The following is a 19,419-nucleotide window of genomic DNA, read 5'->3' as shown; positions in this document are numbered from 1 at the left end:
CCCGGCCAGTGGCCTGGTCTACGCAAGTAGCGCGGTCGCAGCAACGTGCGCTAGCCGTGCGTTGGTGCTCATCGGCATCGACATCGGCATCGGTATCGGCGTGGGCTGCGCGTACGCTGCGCTGGCTCTGCACGCTGCGCGCCATTCGACCGCAGCGCGTTACAGTCTTGACCACTCCGCGCACCAGGTCCCCATGCACGCCGTCATCTATCACAACCCCAATTGCGGGACTTCCCGCAATACGCTTGCCCTGATCCGTCATACCGGCATCGAACCGCAGATCGTCGATTACCTGCAGCACCCGCCCACCCGCGAAACGCTGCAGTCCCTGATCGCCGCCGCCGGCATCCCGGTTCGTGAGGCCATGCGTCAGAAAGGCACCCCGTATCTGGAACTGGGACTCGACGATCCCACGCTGGACGACGCAGCGTTGCTGAGCGCAATGCTCACGCATCCGATCCTGATCAACCGCCCCTTCGTGCAAACCGCGTTGGGGACGCGCTTGTGCCGCCCCTCCGAACGCGTGCTCGACCTGCTGCCGCCTGCGACGAGCGGCTTCGTCAAGGAAGACGGCGAACGCGTGCTGGACGATGCCGGGCAACGCGTAACGGGCTGATAGACAGATACCCGAAACACACAGTCATCCCAAGATGCGAAACGCCAAGCAGCGCCACTGACGCCCCAGCTACCAATCCCGATTCCCGAATCCCGATTCCCCAACCTCACCCCCACCTACCGCACAGGTCTTAAAATCGCCGCAACGTTTCCCGGGAGCAGCTAGATGATTCGCGAAATTATCCGCATGGGCGACAAGCGCCTGCTGCGCGTGGCGCCGCCGGTGACCAACCTGGGCAGTGCCGAGCTGCGCGCGCTGGTGGCCGACATGTTCGAGACCATGGACGATGCGCGTGGCGTGGGCCTGGCCGCGCCGCAGATCGCGGTGGACCTGCAGCTGATGGTGTTCGGCTTCGAAGCCAGCGAACGCTATCCCGACGCACCGGCAGTGCCGCGCACCGCGTTGGCGAATGCGCAGATCGAGCCGTTGTCGGAGGAGATGGAAAACGGCTGGGAAGGGTGTCTGTCCATTCCCGGCCTGCGTGCGGTCATTCCGCGCTATCGCCACATTCGCTACCGCGGCTTTGCGCCGGACGGCAGCCCGATCGAGCGCGAGGCCGAAGGTTTCCACGCACGCGTGGTGCAGCACGAGTACGACCATCTGGTCGGCCGCCTGTATCCCTCGCGGATCGAGAACTTCGACACCTTCGGCTTCGAAGACGTGCTGTCCTACGACCTGTAGGCCATCGGTCGCAGCTGCACCCGGATGTGACAAGGGCGCCTTGCGGCGCCCTTGTCATGCTTACTTCAGCGCCTTGAAGCGCAGACGCTTGGGACCTGCGTCATCGCCCATGCGGCGGCGCTTGTCTTCTTCGTACTCGCGGTAGTTGCCCTGGAAGAACTCCACGTGCGAGTCGCCTTCAAACGCCAGGATATGCGTGGCGATGCGGTCCAGGAACCAGCGATCATGCGAGATCACGAAGGTGTTGCCCGGGAACTCCAGCAACGCATCTTCCAGCGCACGCAGGGTCTCGATGTCCAGGTCGTTGGACGGTTCGTCGAGCAGCAGCACGTTGCCGCCCTGCAGCAGGGTCTTGGCCATGTGCAGACGACCGCGCTCACCACCGGACAGCGAGCCGACCATCTTCTGCTGGTCCTGGCCCTTGAAGTTGAAGCGGCCGATGTAGGCGCGCGACTGGATCTCCACGCCGTTGATGTTGAGGATGTCCAGGCCGCCTGCGATTTCCTGGAACACGTTGTGGTTGCCTTCCAGCTTGTCGCGGCTCTGGTCCACGTACGACAGCTGCACGGTCGGGCCGACCACGATCTCGCCGGAATCGGGCTTCTCCGCGCCGGTGATCATCTTGAACAGGGTCGACTTACCGGCACCGTTGGGGCCGATGATGCCGACGATGGCGCCGGGCGGCACGATCATCGACAGATTGTCGATCAGCAGGCGGTCGCCGAACTTCTTGGAGACATTCTTGAATTCCATCACCGCATTGCCCAGGCGCTCGCCCGGCGGGATGAAGATTTCATTGGTCTCGTTGCGGCGCTGGTAGTCCACCGACTGCAGTTCTTCCAGGCGGGCCAGACGCGCCTTGCCCTTGGTACGGCCGCCCTTGGCATTCTGGCGCGACCATTCCAGTTCCTTCTGGATCGCCTTCTGGCGTGACTTTTCCTGGTTGTCTTCCTGCTTGAGGCGCTCGTCCTTCTGGGTCAGCCAGTCGGTGTAGTTGCCCTTCCACGGAATGCCGCGGCCGCGATCCAGTTCCAGGATCCACTCGGCGGCGTTGTCGAGGAAGTAGCGATCGTGCGTCACCGCCACCACGGTGCCGGTGTAGCGCGCCAGGAACTGCTCCAGCCATTCCACCGATTCGGCGTCCAGGTGGTTGGTCGGTTCGTCGAGCAGCAACATGTCCGGCTTCTGCAGCAGCAGCCGGCACAACGCCACGCGGCGCTTTTCACCACCGGACAGCTTGCCGACCACCGCCTCCCACGGCGGCAGGCGCAGCGCATCGGCGGCCACGTCCAGCTGGTTTTCCAGGGTGTGCGCGTCGCCGGCGGCCAGGATCGCTTCCAGGCGTTCCTGTTCCTTGGCCAGGGCGTCAAAATCGGCGCCTTCCTCGGCATAGGCCAGGTACACCGCATCCAGCGCGGCCTGGGCCTGCAGCACGTCGCCCACGCCTTCCTCGACCGCTTCGCGCACGGTGTGCTCGGGGTTGAGCTGCGGTTCCTGCGCCAGGTAGCCGACCTTGATGCCGGCCTGCGGACGGGCTTCGCCCTCGAAATCGGTATCCACGCCGGCCATGATCTTCAGCACCGTGGACTTGCCGGCGCCGTTCAGGCCCAGCAGGCCGATCTTGGCGCCCGGGAAAAAGCTCAGCGAGATGTCCTTGATGATCTGCCGCTTGGGCGGGACCACCTTGCTGACGCGGTTCATGGTGTAGATGTATTGCGACATGGGTGCTCCGTGGACGCAGGCAGCCCACCGGCCGGGGCCGGAGGCAGCGGAAAAGGGATTGCGCCGATTATACGGGCAAGCGGCCTGGCTCGCGGCGGCGCGGCGGTAGCTAAACGGCAGCCTACCGTTCACCTGAATGGGCGTTTTCGTAATCGATTCCAGCAAGAATGCGTTAAGGCGGCCAGCGCCTTAATGAAATTGCGACATCGCAGACAGGAGCAATCCCATGAACCGCAAACGCATCGTGACTGTTGTGCTTTCCTCCATCCTGGCGCTGGGCTCCGTGGCCCCGGCAGCGTTTGCCGACGACTGGGGCCGCGGCCACGACCGTCGTGGTCATGACCGTGACGATCACCGCGACCGCGACCGCGATTACCGTGGCAATTGGCGCAACGACCGCCGCGACTGGCATGACGAGCGCCGGGCCGACCGCCGCGATGACCGCCGTTACTACAGCAATGGCTACCGCGAGGGCTATCGCGATGCCCGCTATCAGGACCGTCGCTACGACCGCAACCGGGTCTATGTCTACGATCGCCCCAGCTACTACCGCGCCGGCCCGCCGCCGTGGGCCCGCGGCCAGCGTTTCCACGGCCCGGTCTACGTGATCAACGACTACGACCGCTACAACCTGCGCCGCCCGCCGTATGGCTACCGGTGGCAGCGCGACAACACCGGCAATCTGCTGCTGGTGGCCATTGCCACCGGTGTGATCGCCGACCTGGTGCTCAACAACTAGGCCTCGGCGCTGGCTCGGCCAGCGGGCAGGGCATCCGCAAAGGCGCACTCCGGTGCGCCTTTGTCGTTCAGGGCGGAACCCGCCATGGCGCGCCTGGCCTCGCCAGCGTCTCAATTGGTCACCTGTCCATGCGGGGGCTTACAATCTGCGCCCCTACTGGCAACAGCTGCCCCGGAGCTCTGCATGTTCTCGCGCGACGTCCGACTGGAAACCTACGACCCCGAACTGGCCAAGGCCATCGCTGCTGAAGCCGGCCGCCAGGAGGATCACGTCGAGCTGATCGCCAGCGAAAACTACTGCAGCCCGCTGGTGATGGAAGCCCAGGGCAGCCAGCTGACCAACAAGTACGCCGAAGGCTACCCGGGCAAGCGCTACTATGGTGGTTGCGAGTTCGTCGACATTGCCGAGCAGCTGGCGATCGAGCGCATCAAGCAGGTGTTCGGCGCCGATTATGCGAACGTGCAGCCGCATAGCGGCTCGCAGGCCAATCAGGCGGTGTATCTGGCGCTGCTGCAGCCCGGCGACACCATCCTGGGCATGAGCCTGGCCCATGGCGGTCACCTCACCCACGGCGCCAAGGTCAACGTCTCCGGCAAGCTGTTCAACGCCGTGCAGTACGGTGTCAACGAGCAGGGCCTGATCGACTATGACGAGGTCCAGCGTCTGGCCACCGAGCACAAGCCGAAGATGGTTGTGGCCGGCTTTTCGGCGTATTCGCAGAAGATCGACTGGGCGCGTTTCCGCGCCATCGCCGACAGCGTCGATGCGTATCTGTTCGTGGACATGGCGCATGTGGCCGGCCTGGTCGCCGCCGGTGTGTATCCGAGCCCGCTGGAGCATGCGCACGTGGTCACCTCGACCACGCACAAGACCCTGCGCGGCCCGCGTGGCGGCATCATCGTGGCCAAGGGCGCGAGCGAAGAGCTGCAGAAGAAGCTGCAGTCGATCGTGTTCCCCGGCATCCAGGGCGGCCCGCTGATGCACGTGATCGCGGCCAAGGCGGTGGCGTTCAAGGAAGCGCTGGAGCCGGAATTCAAGACCTACCAGCAGCAGGTGGTCAAGAACGCGCAGGCGATGGCCAACACGCTGATCGCGCGCGGCTACAAGATCGTGTCCGGCGGCACCGAAAATCACCTGATGCTGGTAGACATGATCGGCCGCGACGTCTCCGGCAAGGATGCAGAGGCCGCGCTCGGCAAGGCGCACATCACCGTCAACAAGAACTCGGTGCCCAACGACCCGCGCTCGCCGTTCGTCACCTCCGGCCTGCGCCTGGGCACCCCGGCAATCACCACCCGTGGTTACCTGGAGCAGGACAGCATCGACCTGGCCAACTGGATCGCCGATGTGCTCGACGCCCCCAGCGACGAAGCGGTGCTGGCCAAGGTCCGCGACGCGGTGACCGCGCAGTGCAAGAAGTATCCGGTGTATGGCTGATACGGGAATGGGGAATAGGGAGACGAGAATGGTAAAAGCAACGCTGCGATAGCCGTGCTGTTCCGATTCCCTATTCCCCTCTCCCTATTCCCGGACGCCTGATGCACTGCCCCTTCTGCCAGCACAACGATACCCGCGTGATCGATTCGCGGGTGTCCGAAGACGGGACGACGATTCGTCGGCGTCGCGAGTGCGAGGCGTGTGGCGAGCGTTTCAGCACCCTGGAAACGATCGAACTCAAGCTGCCGACCGTGGTCAAGAGCGATGGCGGGCGCGAGGCGTTCGACGCGCGCAAGCTGCGCACCAGTTTCGACCGCGCGCTGCAAAAGCGCCCGGTGTCCGAAGAACAGATCGAAGCAGCGGTGCGCGCGGTGGTGCATCAGTTGCGCATGTCCGGCGAGCGCGAGGTGGGTTCGCTGCGGGTGGGCGAATACGTCATGGTCGAGCTGCGCAAGCTGGATCATGTGGGCTATGTGCGCTTCGCCTCGGTGTACCGCAGCTTTCAGGACGTGGCCGACTTCCGCGAGGAAATCGAAAAGCTCGAGCGCGAGCTCCCGGTCGGCATCGAGCAGTTGCCGTTGCTGGAAGCGGCCCTGGAGCGCGCCGGCAAGCCCGGCAAGCGGTGAGCGCGATGCGCATCGCGTGCGTGGCCGACACGCCGCAGCTGCTGCCCGCCATCGCGCAGGCGCACCTGCAGGCCTTCGGCAGTCTATTGCCGGACTGGAATTTCGATCAGGCCTTGAGCGAGTTGCGCAGCCACACCCGCGACGGGGTGATCCCGACCACGTGGGTGGCGCTTGATCAGGCGCAGTGGCTCGGGTCGGTCAGCCTGCTGGAAAACGACGATTCGCGTATCCGGCAATGGTCGCCATGGCTGGCGTCGCTATACGTGCAGCCGCAGGCGCGCGGGCAGGGCATTGGCGAGGCGCTGGTGACGCACTGCGTGCAGGCCGCCGCGCGCATGGGCGTGCCGGCGTTGTATCTGTATTGCCAACCAGTGCTGGTACCGTTTTATCAGCGGCTGGGCTGGCAGACGCATGCAGAATTACTGCTGGGGCCGATGCAGATCGTGGTGATGTGCATCCAACCGCAAGCAGCACCGCAATGAGCGCAACGGCCGACGACCACCGCTGGATGGCGCAGGCATTGCGCCTGGCCGAGCGTGGCGCCTACACCACCCGCCCCAATCCGATGGTTGGCTGCGTGATCGTGCGCGATGGCGTGTGCGTAGGCGAGGGCTTTCATCAACGTGCCGGCGGCCCGCATGCGGAAGTGTTCGCACTGCGCGCGGCAGGCGCGCTGGCGCGTGGCGCCACCGCTTACGTCACGCTGGAGCCGTGTGCGCACTACGGACGCACGCCGCCCTGTGCGCTGGCCTTGATCGATGCCGGCATTGCGCGTGTGGTTGCGGCGATGGCCGACCCGTTTCCGCAGGTCAACGGCGGCGGGTTTGCGTTGCTGCGCGAGGCCGGGATCGAAGTGCTCAGCGGCGTCCTGCAGGCACAGGCGCGCGCGCTGAATCGTGGGTTTCTGTCGCGGGTGGAGCGTGGGCGGCCGTGGTTGCGGGTCAAGCTCGGCGCCAGCCTGGATGGACGTACGGCGCTGGCCAGCAGTGAATCCAAGTGGATCACCGGAAGTGACGCGCGCGCAGACGTGCAGCGCTGGCGTGCACGTGCGGGTGCGATCCTTACTGGTGCGGGCACGGTGCTGGCCGACGACCCCTCCATGACGGTGCGGCTGGGCGATGACACGCCGGTCGTGCCGCCGCTACGCGTGGTGCTCGATGCCGGGCTACGGACGTTGGCGTGCAGGAACCTGCGTCAGGGCGATGCGCCCACGCTGTATCTGCATGGCGAGGATGTCGCCGCGCCGTCGCTGGACGATGCGCAGTTCCTTGCGATGCCGTTGCAAGCCGGCCGCTTCGATCTGCCGGCGGTGGTGGCCCTGCTTGGCGAGCGCGGCATCAACGAGGTGCATGTGGAAGCCGGCGCAACGCTGGGTGGTGCGCTGCTGCAGGCCGGGCTGGTCGACGAACTGCTGGTCTACATGGCGCCGGTACTGCTGGGCGATACCGCCAGGCCGCTGCTGGCCGGGCTGGGCATCGAGACGATGGCGCAGCGCGCTGCGTTGCAGCTGCTGGATGTGCGCCAGCTGGGTCAGGATCTGCGTCTGCGCTATGCGCCGGTTGTTGCCAGGTGAGCGCTGCATGGCCCGCGCGATACCGCGCAGCTGTGCTGTTGTGCGCATGAAAAAGGCCCCGCGTGCGGGGCCTTGGTGTATCTGAGTCGCGTCGATCAGAAGCTCGCGCGCACGCCGACCTTGTATTGGTTGGCGTCGTCGATGAACTGCGCTTCGGCGACCAGGCCCCAGGTGCGGGTGAAGTTGACCTGACCACCCAGGGTGCCGACGAACTCGCCTTCGTCCACGTCGCTACCGTCGATATAGCCGGCCTTGATCCAGGCTTCGGTCCGCGGCGAGGGCTTGCCGCGCAGGCCCAGGTTGGCGAAGCCCAGGTTGGTCGAATCCGATGCGCTACCCAGTCTGCGGCCGTTGACGCGCGATTCGACTTCGCCTTTGTTGCGGAGGGCAGCGACGTCGGCGGTGAACTCCACACGCTCGGTCATTTCCTGGCGATAACCAATACCAACGTGTGCCTGCTGCACAGTGATGTCTGCGGTGATACCAGGAAACGGGCTGTAATTCTCGGTCGCGCGCTGGTAGCCAGCAAAGACGTACACCGGCTCGGCAATCTGCCAGGAGCCTCGGAGGTAGCCACCGTCGAGATCGTCGGCGTCGCCGTCTACACCGATCTCGGTCCGGTTCCAGCCGCCTTCGACGTAGGAATAGCTCAGGCCTTCGGCCGAAGCAGCAAACGGTGCGGCGGCCAGCAGGGCAGCCAGAATCAGGGTGTTACTCATTGGATGTCTCTCTCCGAATTGATGTCCGTGTCTCCGTCCCGTTGCGGGAGGGAAAAAGCGACGTCTCCCGTCGCGGCGCGTAAATTAACAGATCCTTCACAATCCTGGCTATGGGGTATTTCCCCACATGACGCAGTGTCCTGCCAGCCTTGGCCCACGCTCAGCCATCGCGCCGATGTGCCCTGTTAGACTTTGCGCACCGGTTCGCCGGTACTCACGAACGTCTTCAGGGCGGGGTGCGATTCCCCACCGGCGGTAGGCATGCGCAAGCATGCGAGCCCGCGAGCGCTTGCACTTCAGGGTTGAGCGGATCCACGCGAAACCCCTGCTGCGCAAGGTCAGCAGATCCGGTGCGATGCCGGGGCCGACGGTATAGTCCGGATGAAAGAAGACGGCCAACGCGCAGCCTTGCGGCTGTGCGCGCGCCTGTTTGCCTTGTGGCGTTTTTCGCTCAACTCCTGCGAGAAACGACTATGTCCATGCGTCACCCGTCGCGCTGCGTCGCGATCTTCCACCGCACCCCGTCCGCGCTGTCGTCATCAACGATGGGGGTGCGCTGATGTTTACCGGAATCATCGAAGGCGTCGGCCATCTGGCGGCGCGCCAGCCGCAGGGCGGCGATGTGCGTTTCACCTTCGCCACCGGCAACCTGCCGTTCGAGGCGGTGCAACTGGGCGAGAGCATTGCCGTCAACGGCGTGTGCCTGACCGTGATCGCCTTCGATGCCGCCAGCTTCCAGGCCGACGCCTCCACCGAAACCCTGTCGCTGACCACGTTGGGCGCCTTGCCGGAAGGCGCGTTGCTCAATCTGGAGCGCGCGATGCGCCCGACCGACCGCCTCGGCGGGCATCTGGTCAGCGGGCATGTCGACGGTCTGGGCCAGGTGCAGTCGGTGCACGGCGATGCGCGCGCGCAGCGCTGGCGGTTTGCCGCCCCGCCGGCGGTGTTGCGCTATGTCGCCAAGAAGGGCTCGATCTGCGTGGACGGGGTCAGCCTCACCGTCAACGAAGTGGACGAGGACGGCTTCGAGGTCGCGTTGATTCCGCACACGGTGGCCAACACCGCGTTTGCGCAGACGGCGGTTGGCGCGGCGGTGAATCTGGAGATCGACCTGGTGGCGCGCTATGTCGAACGCCTGCTCGGCACGCGGGGTGCGGCATGAATTTCGCACCCGTTCCGGAATTGATCGAGGAACTGCGCGCCGGCCGCATGGTGGTGATCGTCGATGACGAGGACCGCGAGAACGAAGGCGATCTGATCATGGCGGCCGAGCTGGTCAAGCCGTCGGACATCAACTTCATGGTGACCCACGCGCGCGGGCTGGTGTGTCTGTCGCTGACCCGCGAGCGCTGTGCGCAGCTCGGCCTGGCGCCGATGGTGCGCAACAACACCGCGCAGTTCCAGACCAACTTCACCGTCAGCATCGAGGCGGCCGAAGGCGTGACCACCGGCATTTCCGCCTACGACCGTGCACACACCGTGCGCACCGCGGTGCGGCCGGATGCCAAGCCGCAGGATCTGAGCCAGCCGGGGCATATCTTCCCGCTGATCTCCCAGCCCGGCGGCGTGCTGACCCGCGCAGGCCATACCGAAGCGGCCAGCGACCTGCCGATGCTGGCCGGGCTGGAACCGGCCGGCGTGCTGGTGGAAGTGCTCAACCCGGACGGCAGCATGGCGCGGCGCCCGCAGCTGGAAGTGTTCGCGCGCGAGCACGGCCTGAAGATGGGCTCGATCGCCGATCTGATCGCCTACCGCCTGGCCAACGAGCACACCGTCGAGCGCGTGGACGAGCGCGAGATCAGCACCGAGTTCGGCCCGTTCACGCTGGTGACCTACCGCGATCGCATCGCCCACGACCTGCACTTTGCGCTGGTGCGCGGCACTGCCGATCCGGCCACGCCGACGCTGGTGCGTGTGCAGGTGGAAAACCCGCTGGCCGATCTGCTGCACTGGCAGCGCGACGACTTTGGCGTGGCCGCCACCGATGCCTTGCGTGCGATCGCCGCCGAAGGGCAGGGCGTGATGGTGGTGCTGTCGGCGCCGCGCGACAGCGAATCCTTGCTGGCGCGGTTGCGTCAGCAACCGGAAGCGGCCACCAACGCCAAGGACGTCAGCCAGTGGAGGCGCAACGGGGCCGGGGCGCAGATCCTGGCCGAACTGGGCCTGGGCAAGCTGCGCGTGCTGGGCACGCCGCGGCGTCAGGTGGGCCTGGCCGGGTTCGGGCTGGAGGTGGTGGAGTACCTGGAATGCCATGCGGGCGAAGGGGTGCGCTCGGTGCCGGCGGCCGCGCTGCCCTGACGTAGCGCAGGCGGCCTGGAGCCGCCGCTGTCCGGTGGTTGCCGGAGGCGCAGCAGGAACCGCGCTGGTCGAGCGGTTCCTGCGGTTGTTGCGCATCGACCCTGCCAGCTGCGAGCCGCCCCAGCCCGTGCTGCGCGCTCCACAATCGTTTCCTGGCGACATGGCCGGGGCTGCTTCGGCACCCCGGCCGCCACGTACCGGCCGGGCCAGGCCCCGGCAGCTGTTAAACTTGCCGCCCCCTCGAGTTGCCGACCCGCATGACCCACTACGAAGGCGATCTCCGCCCCACCACCGCGCGCTTTGCGATCATCGCCAGCCGCTGGAATGCCCGCATCACCGACGCACTGGTCACCGGTGCGCGTCAGAGCCTGGCCGGCAACGGCATCGGCGAGGACGCCATCGACGTGATCCGCGTGCCGGGCGCCTGGGAAATCCCGATCGCCGCCAACCGCCTGGGACAATCCGGACAGCATGCGGCGATCATCGCGCTGGGCTGCGTGATCCGCGGCGACACCCGCCACTACGAACACGTGGCCGACCTGTGCGCCGAAGGCCTGATGAGCGTGCAACTGCAGACCGGCGTGCCGGTGCTCAACGGCGTGCTGGCGGTCGAGCGCGTGGAAGATGCCGAGGCGCGTGCCGGTGGCAGCCATGGCAACAAGGGCGAAGAGTGCGCGCTTGCGGCATTGGAACTGGTCAATTTGATGGAGTTGTTGCCATGAGCAAGTCCGGTGGACACGCCCGCCACGTCCGTCGCGACGGCATCGACCCGGTGCTGCGTTCGCGCGCGCGTCGGCGTGCCTTGCAGGCGGTGTATGCCTGGCAGATTTCCGGCGGGTTCGCCAAGCAGGTGATCTCGCAGTTTGCGCATGAGCAGGCGCACGAAGTGGCCGATCTGGCCTATTTCGAAAACCTTGTCGAAGGCGTGCTGAGCAACCGCGCCGAGCTCGACACCGCGCTGACGCCGTATCTGGATCGCGGCGTGGAAGAGGTCGACGCGATCGAGCGCGCAGTGCTGCGCCTGGCTGCCTATGAGCTGCTGTATCGCCAGGACGTGCCGTACCGCGTTGTGATCAACGAAGCGATCGAAACCGCCAAGCGCTTCGGCTCCGAGCACGGCCACACCTACGTCAACGGCGTGCTGGATCGCGCCTCGGTGGAGTGGCGCAAGGTGGAGTCGGGCGCCAGCGGCGCCTGAGGCGCCGCGGGAATGGAGAGTCGGGAATGGGGAATCGCAAGAGCACCATCTCCGATATCTCCTGACGCGCTTTTGCGATTCCCGATTCCCTTCTCCCGATTCCCGCCTACATGCCCGAATTCGATCTAATTGCCCGCTTGCGCGCGCGCATTGCGGCGCGTGCGGATGTGCCGTTGGGGATTGGCGACGATGCGGCGCTGCTGCAGCCGCCGCCGGGCGAGCAGCTGGCGATCACCGCCGATACGCTCAATGCGGGCGTGCATTTTCCGCACGAGACGCGCGCCGAGGATCTGGGCTGGAAGACGCTGGCGGTCAATCTGTCCGACTTGGCGGCGATGGGCGCGCAGCCGCGCTGGTGCACCTTGTCGCTGTCGTTGCCGCACGATGATGCCGCATGGGTCGACGCGTTCGCTGATGGATTCTTTGCACTGGCCGATGCGCATGACATTGCGCTGGTCGGTGGCGACACCACGCGCGGGCCGTTGTCGTGTGCGGTGACCGCGATCGGCAGCCTGCCACCGGGGGCGGCGCTGCGTCGCGATGGCGCACGTGTGGGCGACGACGTCTGGGTCACCGGCGCGCCGGGCGAGGCGGCGGCAGCCTTGTCGCTATGGCAGGCCGGCCAGCTGGACGTGACCTGCACGGCGGCCGATCCATTGCACGAACTGTGGCGCGGCCGCCTGCTGCGCCCGCAGCCGCGCGTGCAGGCCGGGCTGCGCTTGCGTGGGCTTGCGCATGCCTGTGTGGACATCTCCGACGGCTTGCTGGCCGATCTGGGCCATCTGTGCGAACGCAGCGGTGTGGGCGCGCAGCTGGCGCTGGCGGCACTGCCGGCGATGCCGCGCAGTACCGGGATCAGTGCGCTGCAATGCATCGGTTGGCAACTCGGCGGCGGCGACGATTACGAGCTGTGCTTCACCGCCGCCGTGCAACACCGTGACGCGGTGGCGCAGGCGATGGACTTCGCCGGAGTCGCGGTGGCGCGCATCGGCCAGATCGTCGCCACGCCAGGCGTGGTGGTCCACGACGCCGACGGCAACCCGTGGCAGCCGCCGCAACGCGGATATCAGCACTTCGTCGGCTGAGCTGGGAGCGCAGGAAGCGTTGCGCGGGCGTGCTGCGTTGCAGCCAACGTCTGCCGGTCGGGAGCGGCCAGGCGATAAGCGCACGTTGTTTCCACTTGCCGGCCGGGCCCGCGACTGCGGCGCGCACGCACCCGAATCCCGAATCCCGAATCCCGAATCCCGAATCCCGAATCCCGGCCCTTGAGCCATACCGTACCGTCTGGTACGTTCGCGACGTTCTCCCCCGAACCACGGATGCATGGCAGTTGCCGCTGGGCTATCCCGGCCCGGCCTTGCGTGGGAGAGAACCATGAACAAGCCTTGGATCGGAGGCATCGCCGCACTGGCGTTGCTGGTGGCATCGGCGTCGGCGGTGGCGGGCGCTTTCAGCAAGACCTACGAACGGATTCCCGGCTGGGACGGCGCGCCGATGGGCGCGTTGGTCTTGGTGCCGCAAGGGCAGGGTAGTGGGCCGTTTCCGCTGATCGTGATGCCGGCCAGTTGGTCGTTGCCGAATCTGGAATACCTCGGCCGCGCGACCCAGCTGGCCAGCGATGGCTACGTGGTCGTCAGCTATACCTCGCGCGGGTTCTGGGATTCGGCCGGGCAGATCGATATCGCCGGCGCCGACACGGTGGAAGACGTCAGCGCGGTGATCGACTGGGCGCTGGCGCATACGCCGGCCAATGCGAATGCGATCGGTGCGTCGGGCATCTCGTATGGCGCGGGCATCAGCCTGCTGGCGGCCGAGCGCGATCCGCGCATCAAGGCCGTGGCTGCGCTCAGCGGCTGGGCCGATCTTGAAGCGTCGCTGTATTCCAACCGCACCGTCAGCCAGCAAGGCGTTGGGCTATTGGTCGGTGCCGGCGCGTTGACCGGACGTCCCGGCCCGGATCTGGCGCATATCAGCACACGGGTTGCCGTTGGCGATTACGACGGCGCCGTGCAGGGTTTCCTGCCGCAGGCCGCGTCGCGCAGCCCGGCAAGCGATGTGGCCGCGCTCAATGCGCGTGGCACGGCGGTGCTGCTGGGCAATGCCTTCAACGACGGCCTGTTTCCGCCGAACCAGACCATCGCATTCTTCAATCAGTTGCGCGGGCCCAAGCAGTTGCTGCTCAGTCAGGGCGATCACGCCACCGCAGAACTGCCGGGCGCGCTCGGCCTGCCCAACGAGGTCTACACGGCGACCACGCGCTGGTTCGATCGTCATCTCAAGCAGCTGCGTAACGGCGTGGACAGCGAAGCGCCGGTGCGGTTGTCGCCGCGCGCGGGGCAATGGCTGGAGTACGCGGACTGGGCGTCGGTGCAGCAAGGCAACACGCGCCTGGGCCTATCCGCACCTTCCGGATTGCTCAGCCCGACAGGCGGTTTGATCGGCGGCACCGCCAGCGGATGGCAATCGCGCATTGCCACCGATGTGCCGACGTTGGCCGACTCGGGCGTGGTCCTGGTCAGTGGCCTGTTGCAAGGCATCGGTGTGCCGGTCACCACGTCGATTCCGTTGGTCAATCGCATCGGCGCGGCAGTGTGGGTGGGTGCGCCATCGAACACGCTACGGCGGCTGGCCGGCAGTCCATCGCTGCGCGTGACCGTGATACCCAGCCAATCGAAAGTGAGCCTGTTCGCCTATCTGTATCGCATGGACGCGCTAGGCGTGGCGCAACTGATCACGCATGCGCCGTACTCGCTACGCGGGGCCACGCCAGGCCGCGCAGTGACACTGGATTGGCCGCTGCAAGCGGCTGCTGCGGAGATTCCGGCAGGGCAGCGCCTGGTGCTGGTGATCGACACGCAGGACGTGCGCTACACCGATGCCAGCGATGGCGGTGGCACAGTGACGTTTACCTCGCCGGCGGCAACGCCATCGGTATTGAACGTGCCGCTGCGGTAACGCTGCGCTGGGCTAACTCGGATAGCGCAGGGTCCGGTCATCGTTCAATGCAAGCCGAGCAACGCGCAAGCTTTGGAAAGTATCGATTAACTCTCAGGTGCCCTGTCCTCGCCGCTTGCGGGACCCTTGGTGGCATGGATGCCGCCCACTGAGTTTCCAGGGATGGATTCACGGAGTGTCCCGCAAGTGATGAGGGTGCTGCGCGGTCGACTCATCGAGTTTTTGAATTAAGCATCTGGTCGCGCCTAAACGACGTCACGGTTCCGAGTCTCTATGCGCTTTGGGCGTCGTACTCCGAGGGCCTGGATGGCGCGGATGGTCAGTTGTAGAGTGGTTGATCCGCGGCTTGGCTGCAGGGCCCTTGCCCGCCCACCATCGCGGGACACGCCGCAAGTACGTCCTTGTAGGCTCTTACGCGGCATCCATGCCGCGTAAGGTCCCGCGACGGTGAGCGGGCAAGGACCAGTCGAGATGGTCGGTGTGCGTAGGCAAGCGAGGCATGACATGCGTTGTTGAATCACCGCACGTTCGACTAGCTTCACGGAGTAAGCAGAGCAAGCACAGCAACAGCCAGCCTTTGAAAAAAACTAGCTGCGAAAACTTCTAGATCAGCTGCAGAGTGGCAGACCTGCGGCTCTGCAGGGCCCTTGTCCGCCCACCCTCGCAGGACACGCCGCAAGTACGTCCATGTAGGCTCTTACGCGGCATCCATGCCGCGTAAGGTCCCGCGACGGTGGGCGGGCAAGGACCGGTCGAGATGGTCGGTGTGCGTAGGCAAGCGAGGCATGACATGCGTTTTTGTACAGCAGCATTCCCAGTCAGTTGTCCAAGACGAGCCGAGCAAAGCAATCAGCAGACTTTCAATGAAGCAACCTAAAAACTTCCTGGTGCGGTGTCCTTGCCGGTTGCGGGACCCTTGGCGGCATGGATGCCGCCAAGGAGCCTCCATGGACGGATTCACGGCGTGTCCCGCAAGCGGTGAGGGCACCGCGCAGTCGACTGACCAAGTTTTTGGTTCAAGCATCTGATCGCGCCTAAACGACGTCACGGTTCCAAGTCTCTATGCGCTTTGGGCGTCGTACTCCGAAGGCCTGGATAGCGCGGATAGATCAGTTGTAGAGCGGTTGATCTGCGGCTTGGCTGCAGGGCCCTTGCCCGCCCACCCTCGCAGGACACGCCGCAAGTACGTCCGTGTAGGCCCTTACGCGGCATCCATGCCGGGTAAGGTCCCGCGACGGTGAGCGGGCAAGGACCAGTCGAGATGGTCGGTGTGCACGGGCAAGCAGCGCATGACATGTCGAGATGGTCGGCGTGCGTGGTCGTCTTTGGAGATCCGGGATGCGCGGATAGGTCAGCTGTAGATCGGCGTGTCCTGAAGCCGGCGAGGGCGCCGCGCGCCGGCCTTGTCTTCAGGCCGAAAAGGTATGCGGTTCGGCCGCAAATGCCACGGCCAGTGCGCCCTTGCCGACGTTGACCATACCGGTCAGGCTCATCACGCTTTCGAACAATTCCACGTCGTGGGTCTGACAGGCGCTTTGCAGGGCGGCGTAGCCGGGCAGGGCGTGCAGCTCGGACAATTCGCCGCCGTAGCCCACGCACACGGTCGGTGTCATCAAGCCCTCGCGGACCTTGCGCACGGTGAAGCCGAACAGCTTTTCGGCCGACGGCTCGAAGCCTTTCAACTTGGCCACCGGCTCGGTGACGCCGCGGTAGGCGCGCAGCACCGGCTTGATGTCCAGCGCACTGCCGAGCGCGGCGCCGATCAGGCCCACGCTGCGATCGCCCTTGGTGCGTGCGCGCGCACGCAGGTAGTAGAGATCGCGCGGAATCATGTAGCCGTAGGTGTGTTCGGCCAACTGTTCGAGCCGGCTGCGGATTGCCGCCACGCCCTGACCCTGCGCGCGCAGGCGTACCGCTTCCACTGCAGTGATGCCCTGGCCGGCAAACAGGTTGAGCGTATCGATCACGCGCAGCGCGAACGGCGAGGTGTGGCCAGCGGCCTGCCGGATCGGCTTGTAATCGTTGAGGATTGCGAAGCTGGCCTGCATCGCGTTGTCGAAGATCTGGCTGCGCAGCTTGGAGATGGTCAGGCAGAACACGTGGTCGTAGTCGATGACCAGCCGCTGCAGGAACAGGTCACGAATCTGGTTGACAGAGAACGGCGTGGTTTCCGCTTCGTGCCCACGCTCGGCCACATGCGCCTGCAGAAAGCTCAGCGTCGCTTCCTCGTCGCGGTGATCGGCCAGCACCGCTTCGCCGATGCGTACGCTGATCGGCAATACGATGACGTTGTTGCGTTGAATGAAGTCCTGCGGCAAATCGCAGGCACTGTCCACCACGATTCCGATGCGCATCGTCGCCCCCTCCGGCTGTTGCGTTATCTGTAATTGCGAACGCTATCGCAAAACAGCGGAGGCGAGTAGGGCTGCCGGCCGAAAGCTGGGTCCCCCTACGCAACAGCGCGCGAGGGGAGCCCGGCGCACTGCCACCAGGCAAGCGCGACGCATCCGAATAGGGCCTGGAGCAAGCAGCCGCAGGTGTGGCCGAAACGCAGACCACCGCCATGTGGCTCTGCACCATTCGCGCGCACCCCGCCGTCATGCAGATGACCGGTACATCCTGTCGCCCTGCGATTTACGTTGCGAACTGAGGATCGGCGCACGCTTCGGCTGCAAGGTAGCGCCCGCTATCGCAGATGACGAGCGAGGCCTGCCGCAATTGCTATAGCTCCCCTCACAAGGCCGCTGCTAGGGTCCAACGCGACCGCTGCAAAGCGGCTTCTCGACGCTGCCGCACCGGCATCGCCGCGCTGAACCCACACGGAGAGAGTCAACATGCAGAACAGCCAATCCAGCACCCCTACTCAGGCTGGCACACAGGCGCCGACTACACGGCGGCGCGCATCGCGCTGGTGGAAGGCTGCACTGGCCGTGGGTCTGGTCGCCCTGGCGCCGGCGGCGCTGGCCGGTCCCTACAAGGTCTTCGGCAACCACTATGCGTGGGTCAATAATTTCAACGATCCCAACAACATCATCCAGGGCACGTTCGGCACCGGCAGCACGCCCGAGCTGACCGTCACCTTCAACTTCGCCGACTACAATCTCTATGGCTATCCGGCGATCGTGCGCGGCTGGCATTACGACTGGAACCCGACCAGCGACACGCTGTTTCCGCGGCAGATTTCCTCGCTGAGCAAGATCCCGCTCAAGTTCACCTACAGCGCTGGCGGGACCAATCTCGCAGGCGATTTTGCCTACGACATCTTCTTCCGCTGGGATACCGCCAAGGGCAACCCGCAGCTGGAAGTGATGATCTGGGGCGACCACAACTCCTGGCCGATCGGCACACTGACTGCCAGCAAGGTGATCACCGCGGGCGGGCGCACCTTCGACCTGTGGGAGGGCTTCAACTCCGGTGCCGGCTATTACGTCTACACCTTCATTCCGACCGGCACCGCCGGGCAGGCCACTCTCAAGACCAGCGGCAGCCTCAACGTGGACGCCAAGCCCTTCCTCAACTGGTTGCAGACCAACCGGTCCAAGGATGGGCGCTACAACAACAGCATGTATCTGCATGCAGCCGAAGCGGGTTTTGAAGTGGTGCGCGGCAATGGCTGGGCCAAGGTGAGCGCGACGCTGGATGCGCAGTAAGTACAGCGTCCATCGGCCGCACGGCTGAGGTGAGCAGTTGGTGTTGGAGACCGGCGTGCAGCACACCGCACGCCGGTGACCGCATCTGCTGCGCTGGCTTGAAGATAATCGTCGACGATTGCCGACCGCTTGAGAGTCAATGAGGTGGCGTGTGCGCGGTGCATGCATTGCATGCCTCGCGTACTGGATGAGGCCACGGTGACCGGTTCGCATGGATGACCATATCTGCGCCCCGTCAGTGCGTGGACATTCGGAATACCGCGCACCCGTGTCGTGGTGCCGGATGCGCAAGGGTCGGTCATCCACTGCGCGGTGTTGCGCTGTCGTGGTGGGGACCTGTGTCCAACCATCCATCATCGGAGTACACCCCATGCAAGTGCACGACGGTTTTCGTTCGCTGCTGTCCCTGCGTTGCGGCTTGTCGTTGCCGCGCGCCGCTGCGCTGGCCTTGGCACTGGCCGCTGCCAGCGCCAGTGCCAGTGCCTATACCGGCCAGACCAAGGTCTACGGCACGCAGTACGCGTACAACAATAATTTCAACGACAAAAATAATAATATCCAGGCGACGTTCGGGTCGGGCAGCACGCCGAGCATGACAGTCAGCTACAACCTGCCCAGTGGCACCTTGTATGGCTACCCGGCGATCTGCCGCGGTTGGCATTACACGATGAATCCGGCCACCGACAGCTACTTTCCGCATCAGGTATCCAAGATCGCCAGCTTGAGCGGCGCATTGGCATTTACCACCAAGGGTAGCGGGCAGACCGGCGATTTCGCCTACGACCTGTTCTTCCGCAAGGACACCAGCAAGGGCAATCCGCAGCTGGAAGTGATGATCTGGGGCGCCAACAATTCGTATCCGCTTGGCACCCTGACGACCTCCAATGCCATCACCTCGGGCGGCGTCACCTACGACCTGTGGGAAGGCAACAACGATGCCGCCGGCTATTACGTCTATACCTTCATTCCACATGGCACGGCCGGCAACAGCAATGCCTTGCCGGCCAAGGGCAATGTCAATGTCGACGTCAAGGCCTTCTTGACCAGGTTGCAGGACCTGCGTGCCAGCGATGGCCGCTACAGCAATACGCTGTATCTGCAGGTGGTGGAAGGCGGCTTCGAGGTCACCGGCGGCATGGGTACGGTGTCGCTCAGCGGGTCGATTGCCGCCAAGTAAGCATGCTTGCCGACAGCGATCGACTGAC

General features: G+C 65.2%; 18 protein-coding genes and 1 riboswitch. Of the genes, 15 read left to right on the top strand and 3 right to left on the bottom strand.

Annotated features, from left to right (window positions below; all coding sequences use genetic code 11):
- Positions 1–193: 193 nt before the first annotated feature.
- Both arsC and def read left to right on the top strand, forming a co-directional pair.
- A complete protein-coding gene (gene arsC, locus ABQY64_RS16995) occupies positions 194–616 on the top strand; it encodes an arsenate reductase (glutaredoxin) (protein ID WP_024940594.1) in 423 nt (140 codons plus the stop codon).
- Positions 617–781: 165 nt separating this feature from the next.
- Entirely contained in the window at positions 782–1,297 is a 516-nt protein-coding gene (gene def, locus ABQY64_RS16990) for a peptide deformylase (protein WP_024940593.1), read from the top strand.
- Positions 1,298–1,357: 60 nt separating this feature from the next.
- On the opposite strand, the gene ettA is transcribed toward def, so the two are convergent.
- Positions 1,358–3,019: an energy-dependent translational throttle protein EttA gene (gene ettA / locus ABQY64_RS16985; RefSeq protein WP_039512462.1), complete on the bottom strand. Its 1,662-nt coding sequence runs from the start codon at positions 3,017–3,019 to the stop codon at positions 1,358–1,360.
- Between the two features lie 226 nt (positions 3,020–3,245).
- Here ettA and ABQY64_RS16980 point away from each other — a divergent pair, with 226 nt between their 5' ends.
- The 5 genes from ABQY64_RS16980 to ribD all read left to right on the top strand — a co-directional run bounded on the left by ABQY64_RS16980 (position 3,246) and on the right by ribD (position 7,394).
- On the top strand, positions 3,246–3,758 hold the full coding sequence (locus ABQY64_RS16980) for an RcnB family protein (protein ID WP_039525491.1): 513 nt from the start codon (positions 3,246–3,248) through the stop codon (positions 3,756–3,758).
- 183 nt (positions 3,759–3,941) lie between these two features.
- The gene (glyA, locus tag ABQY64_RS16975; protein ID WP_047127243.1) at positions 3,942–5,195 is read left to right on the top strand and encodes a serine hydroxymethyltransferase; all 1,254 of its coding nucleotides are present in this window, start codon (positions 3,942–3,944) and stop codon (positions 5,193–5,195) included.
- A 101-nt stretch (positions 5,196–5,296) separates the two neighbouring features.
- Positions 5,297–5,821 (top strand): transcriptional regulator NrdR, encoded by a 525-nt coding sequence (gene nrdR, locus ABQY64_RS16970; RefSeq protein WP_006453216.1) that lies wholly within the window; start codon positions 5,297–5,299, stop codon positions 5,819–5,821.
- Complete coding sequence (locus ABQY64_RS16965) at positions 5,818–6,303, top strand: GNAT family N-acetyltransferase (RefSeq protein ID WP_349779432.1); 486 nt, start codon at positions 5,818–5,820, stop codon at positions 6,301–6,303. Before nrdR ends, ABQY64_RS16965 begins: the two co-directional genes overlap by 4 nt.
- Positions 6,300–7,394, top strand: a complete 1,095-nt coding sequence (gene ribD / locus ABQY64_RS16960; protein WP_349779433.1) for a bifunctional diaminohydroxyphosphoribosylaminopyrimidine deaminase/5-amino-6-(5-phosphoribosylamino)uracil reductase RibD — start codon at positions 6,300–6,302, stop codon at positions 7,392–7,394. The genes ABQY64_RS16965 and ribD overlap by 4 nt, the downstream gene beginning before the upstream one ends.
- A gap of 95 nt (positions 7,395–7,489) precedes the next feature.
- Here the strand turns inward: ribD and ABQY64_RS16955 are convergent, their stop codons facing one another.
- Complete coding sequence (locus ABQY64_RS16955) at positions 7,490–8,113, bottom strand: outer membrane beta-barrel protein (protein WP_349779434.1); 624 nt, start codon at positions 8,111–8,113, stop codon at positions 7,490–7,492.
- A 218-nt stretch (positions 8,114–8,331) separates the two neighbouring features.
- Positions 8,332–8,510, top strand: a riboswitch (FMN riboswitch).
- Positions 8,511–8,672: 162 nt separating this feature from the next.
- Here ABQY64_RS16955 and ABQY64_RS16950 point away from each other — a divergent pair.
- From ABQY64_RS16950 to ABQY64_RS16925, 6 genes are all read left to right on the top strand, one after another.
- Positions 8,673–9,275, top strand: a complete 603-nt coding sequence (locus ABQY64_RS16950; protein ID WP_349779435.1) for a riboflavin synthase — start codon at positions 8,673–8,675, stop codon at positions 9,273–9,275.
- Positions 9,272–10,411, top strand: coding sequence for a 3,4-dihydroxy-2-butanone-4-phosphate synthase (gene ribB, locus ABQY64_RS16945; RefSeq protein WP_039525502.1), 1,140 nt, complete (start codon positions 9,272–9,274; stop codon positions 10,409–10,411). Before ABQY64_RS16950 ends, ribB begins: the two co-directional genes overlap by 4 nt.
- Positions 10,412–10,668: 257 nt before the next feature.
- A complete protein-coding gene (ribH, locus tag ABQY64_RS16940) occupies positions 10,669–11,133 on the top strand; it encodes a 6,7-dimethyl-8-ribityllumazine synthase (protein WP_005997267.1) in 465 nt (154 codons plus the stop codon).
- Positions 11,130–11,609, top strand: coding sequence for a transcription antitermination factor NusB (nusB, locus tag ABQY64_RS16935; RefSeq protein ID WP_016902286.1), 480 nt, complete (start codon positions 11,130–11,132; stop codon positions 11,607–11,609). Before ribH ends, nusB begins: the two co-directional genes overlap by 4 nt.
- A 110-nt stretch (positions 11,610–11,719) precedes the next feature.
- Positions 11,720–12,694 carry a thiamine-phosphate kinase gene (gene thiL, locus ABQY64_RS16930; protein ID WP_349779436.1) on the top strand — a complete coding sequence of 325 codons (975 nt, stop codon included), beginning with the start codon at positions 11,720–11,722 and terminating at the stop codon, positions 12,692–12,694.
- Between the two features lie 289 nt (positions 12,695–12,983).
- Positions 12,984–14,564 (top strand): CocE/NonD family hydrolase, encoded by a 1,581-nt coding sequence (locus ABQY64_RS16925; protein WP_349779437.1) that lies wholly within the window; start codon positions 12,984–12,986, stop codon positions 14,562–14,564.
- Positions 14,565–15,973: 1,409 nt separating this feature from the next.
- On the opposite strand, the gene ABQY64_RS16920 is transcribed toward ABQY64_RS16925, so the two are convergent.
- Entirely contained in the window at positions 15,974–16,918 is a 945-nt protein-coding gene (locus tag ABQY64_RS16920; protein ID WP_349779438.1) for a DegV family protein, read from the bottom strand.
- A gap of 480 nt (positions 16,919–17,398) precedes the next feature.
- Between ABQY64_RS16920 and ABQY64_RS16915 the strand changes: the two genes are divergently transcribed.
- Together ABQY64_RS16915 and ABQY64_RS16910 are read left to right on the top strand one after the other, a co-directional pair.
- A complete protein-coding gene (locus ABQY64_RS16915) occupies positions 17,399–18,214 on the top strand; it encodes a cellulase (protein ID WP_104646321.1) in 816 nt (271 codons plus the stop codon).
- A gap of 424 nt (positions 18,215–18,638) precedes the next feature.
- The gene (locus tag ABQY64_RS16910) at positions 18,639–19,391 is read left to right on the top strand and encodes a cellulase (RefSeq protein WP_349779538.1); all 753 of its coding nucleotides are present in this window, start codon (positions 18,639–18,641) and stop codon (positions 19,389–19,391) included.
- Positions 19,392–19,419 lie beyond the last annotated feature (28 nt).

The organism is Xanthomonas sp. WHRI 7065, from assembly GCF_040203115.2.
In the GTDB taxonomy this organism is placed as follows: Bacteria; Pseudomonadota; Gammaproteobacteria; order Xanthomonadales; family Xanthomonadaceae; genus Xanthomonas; species Xanthomonas arboricola.
This window is presented reverse-complemented; position numbering and strand designations above follow the sequence as displayed.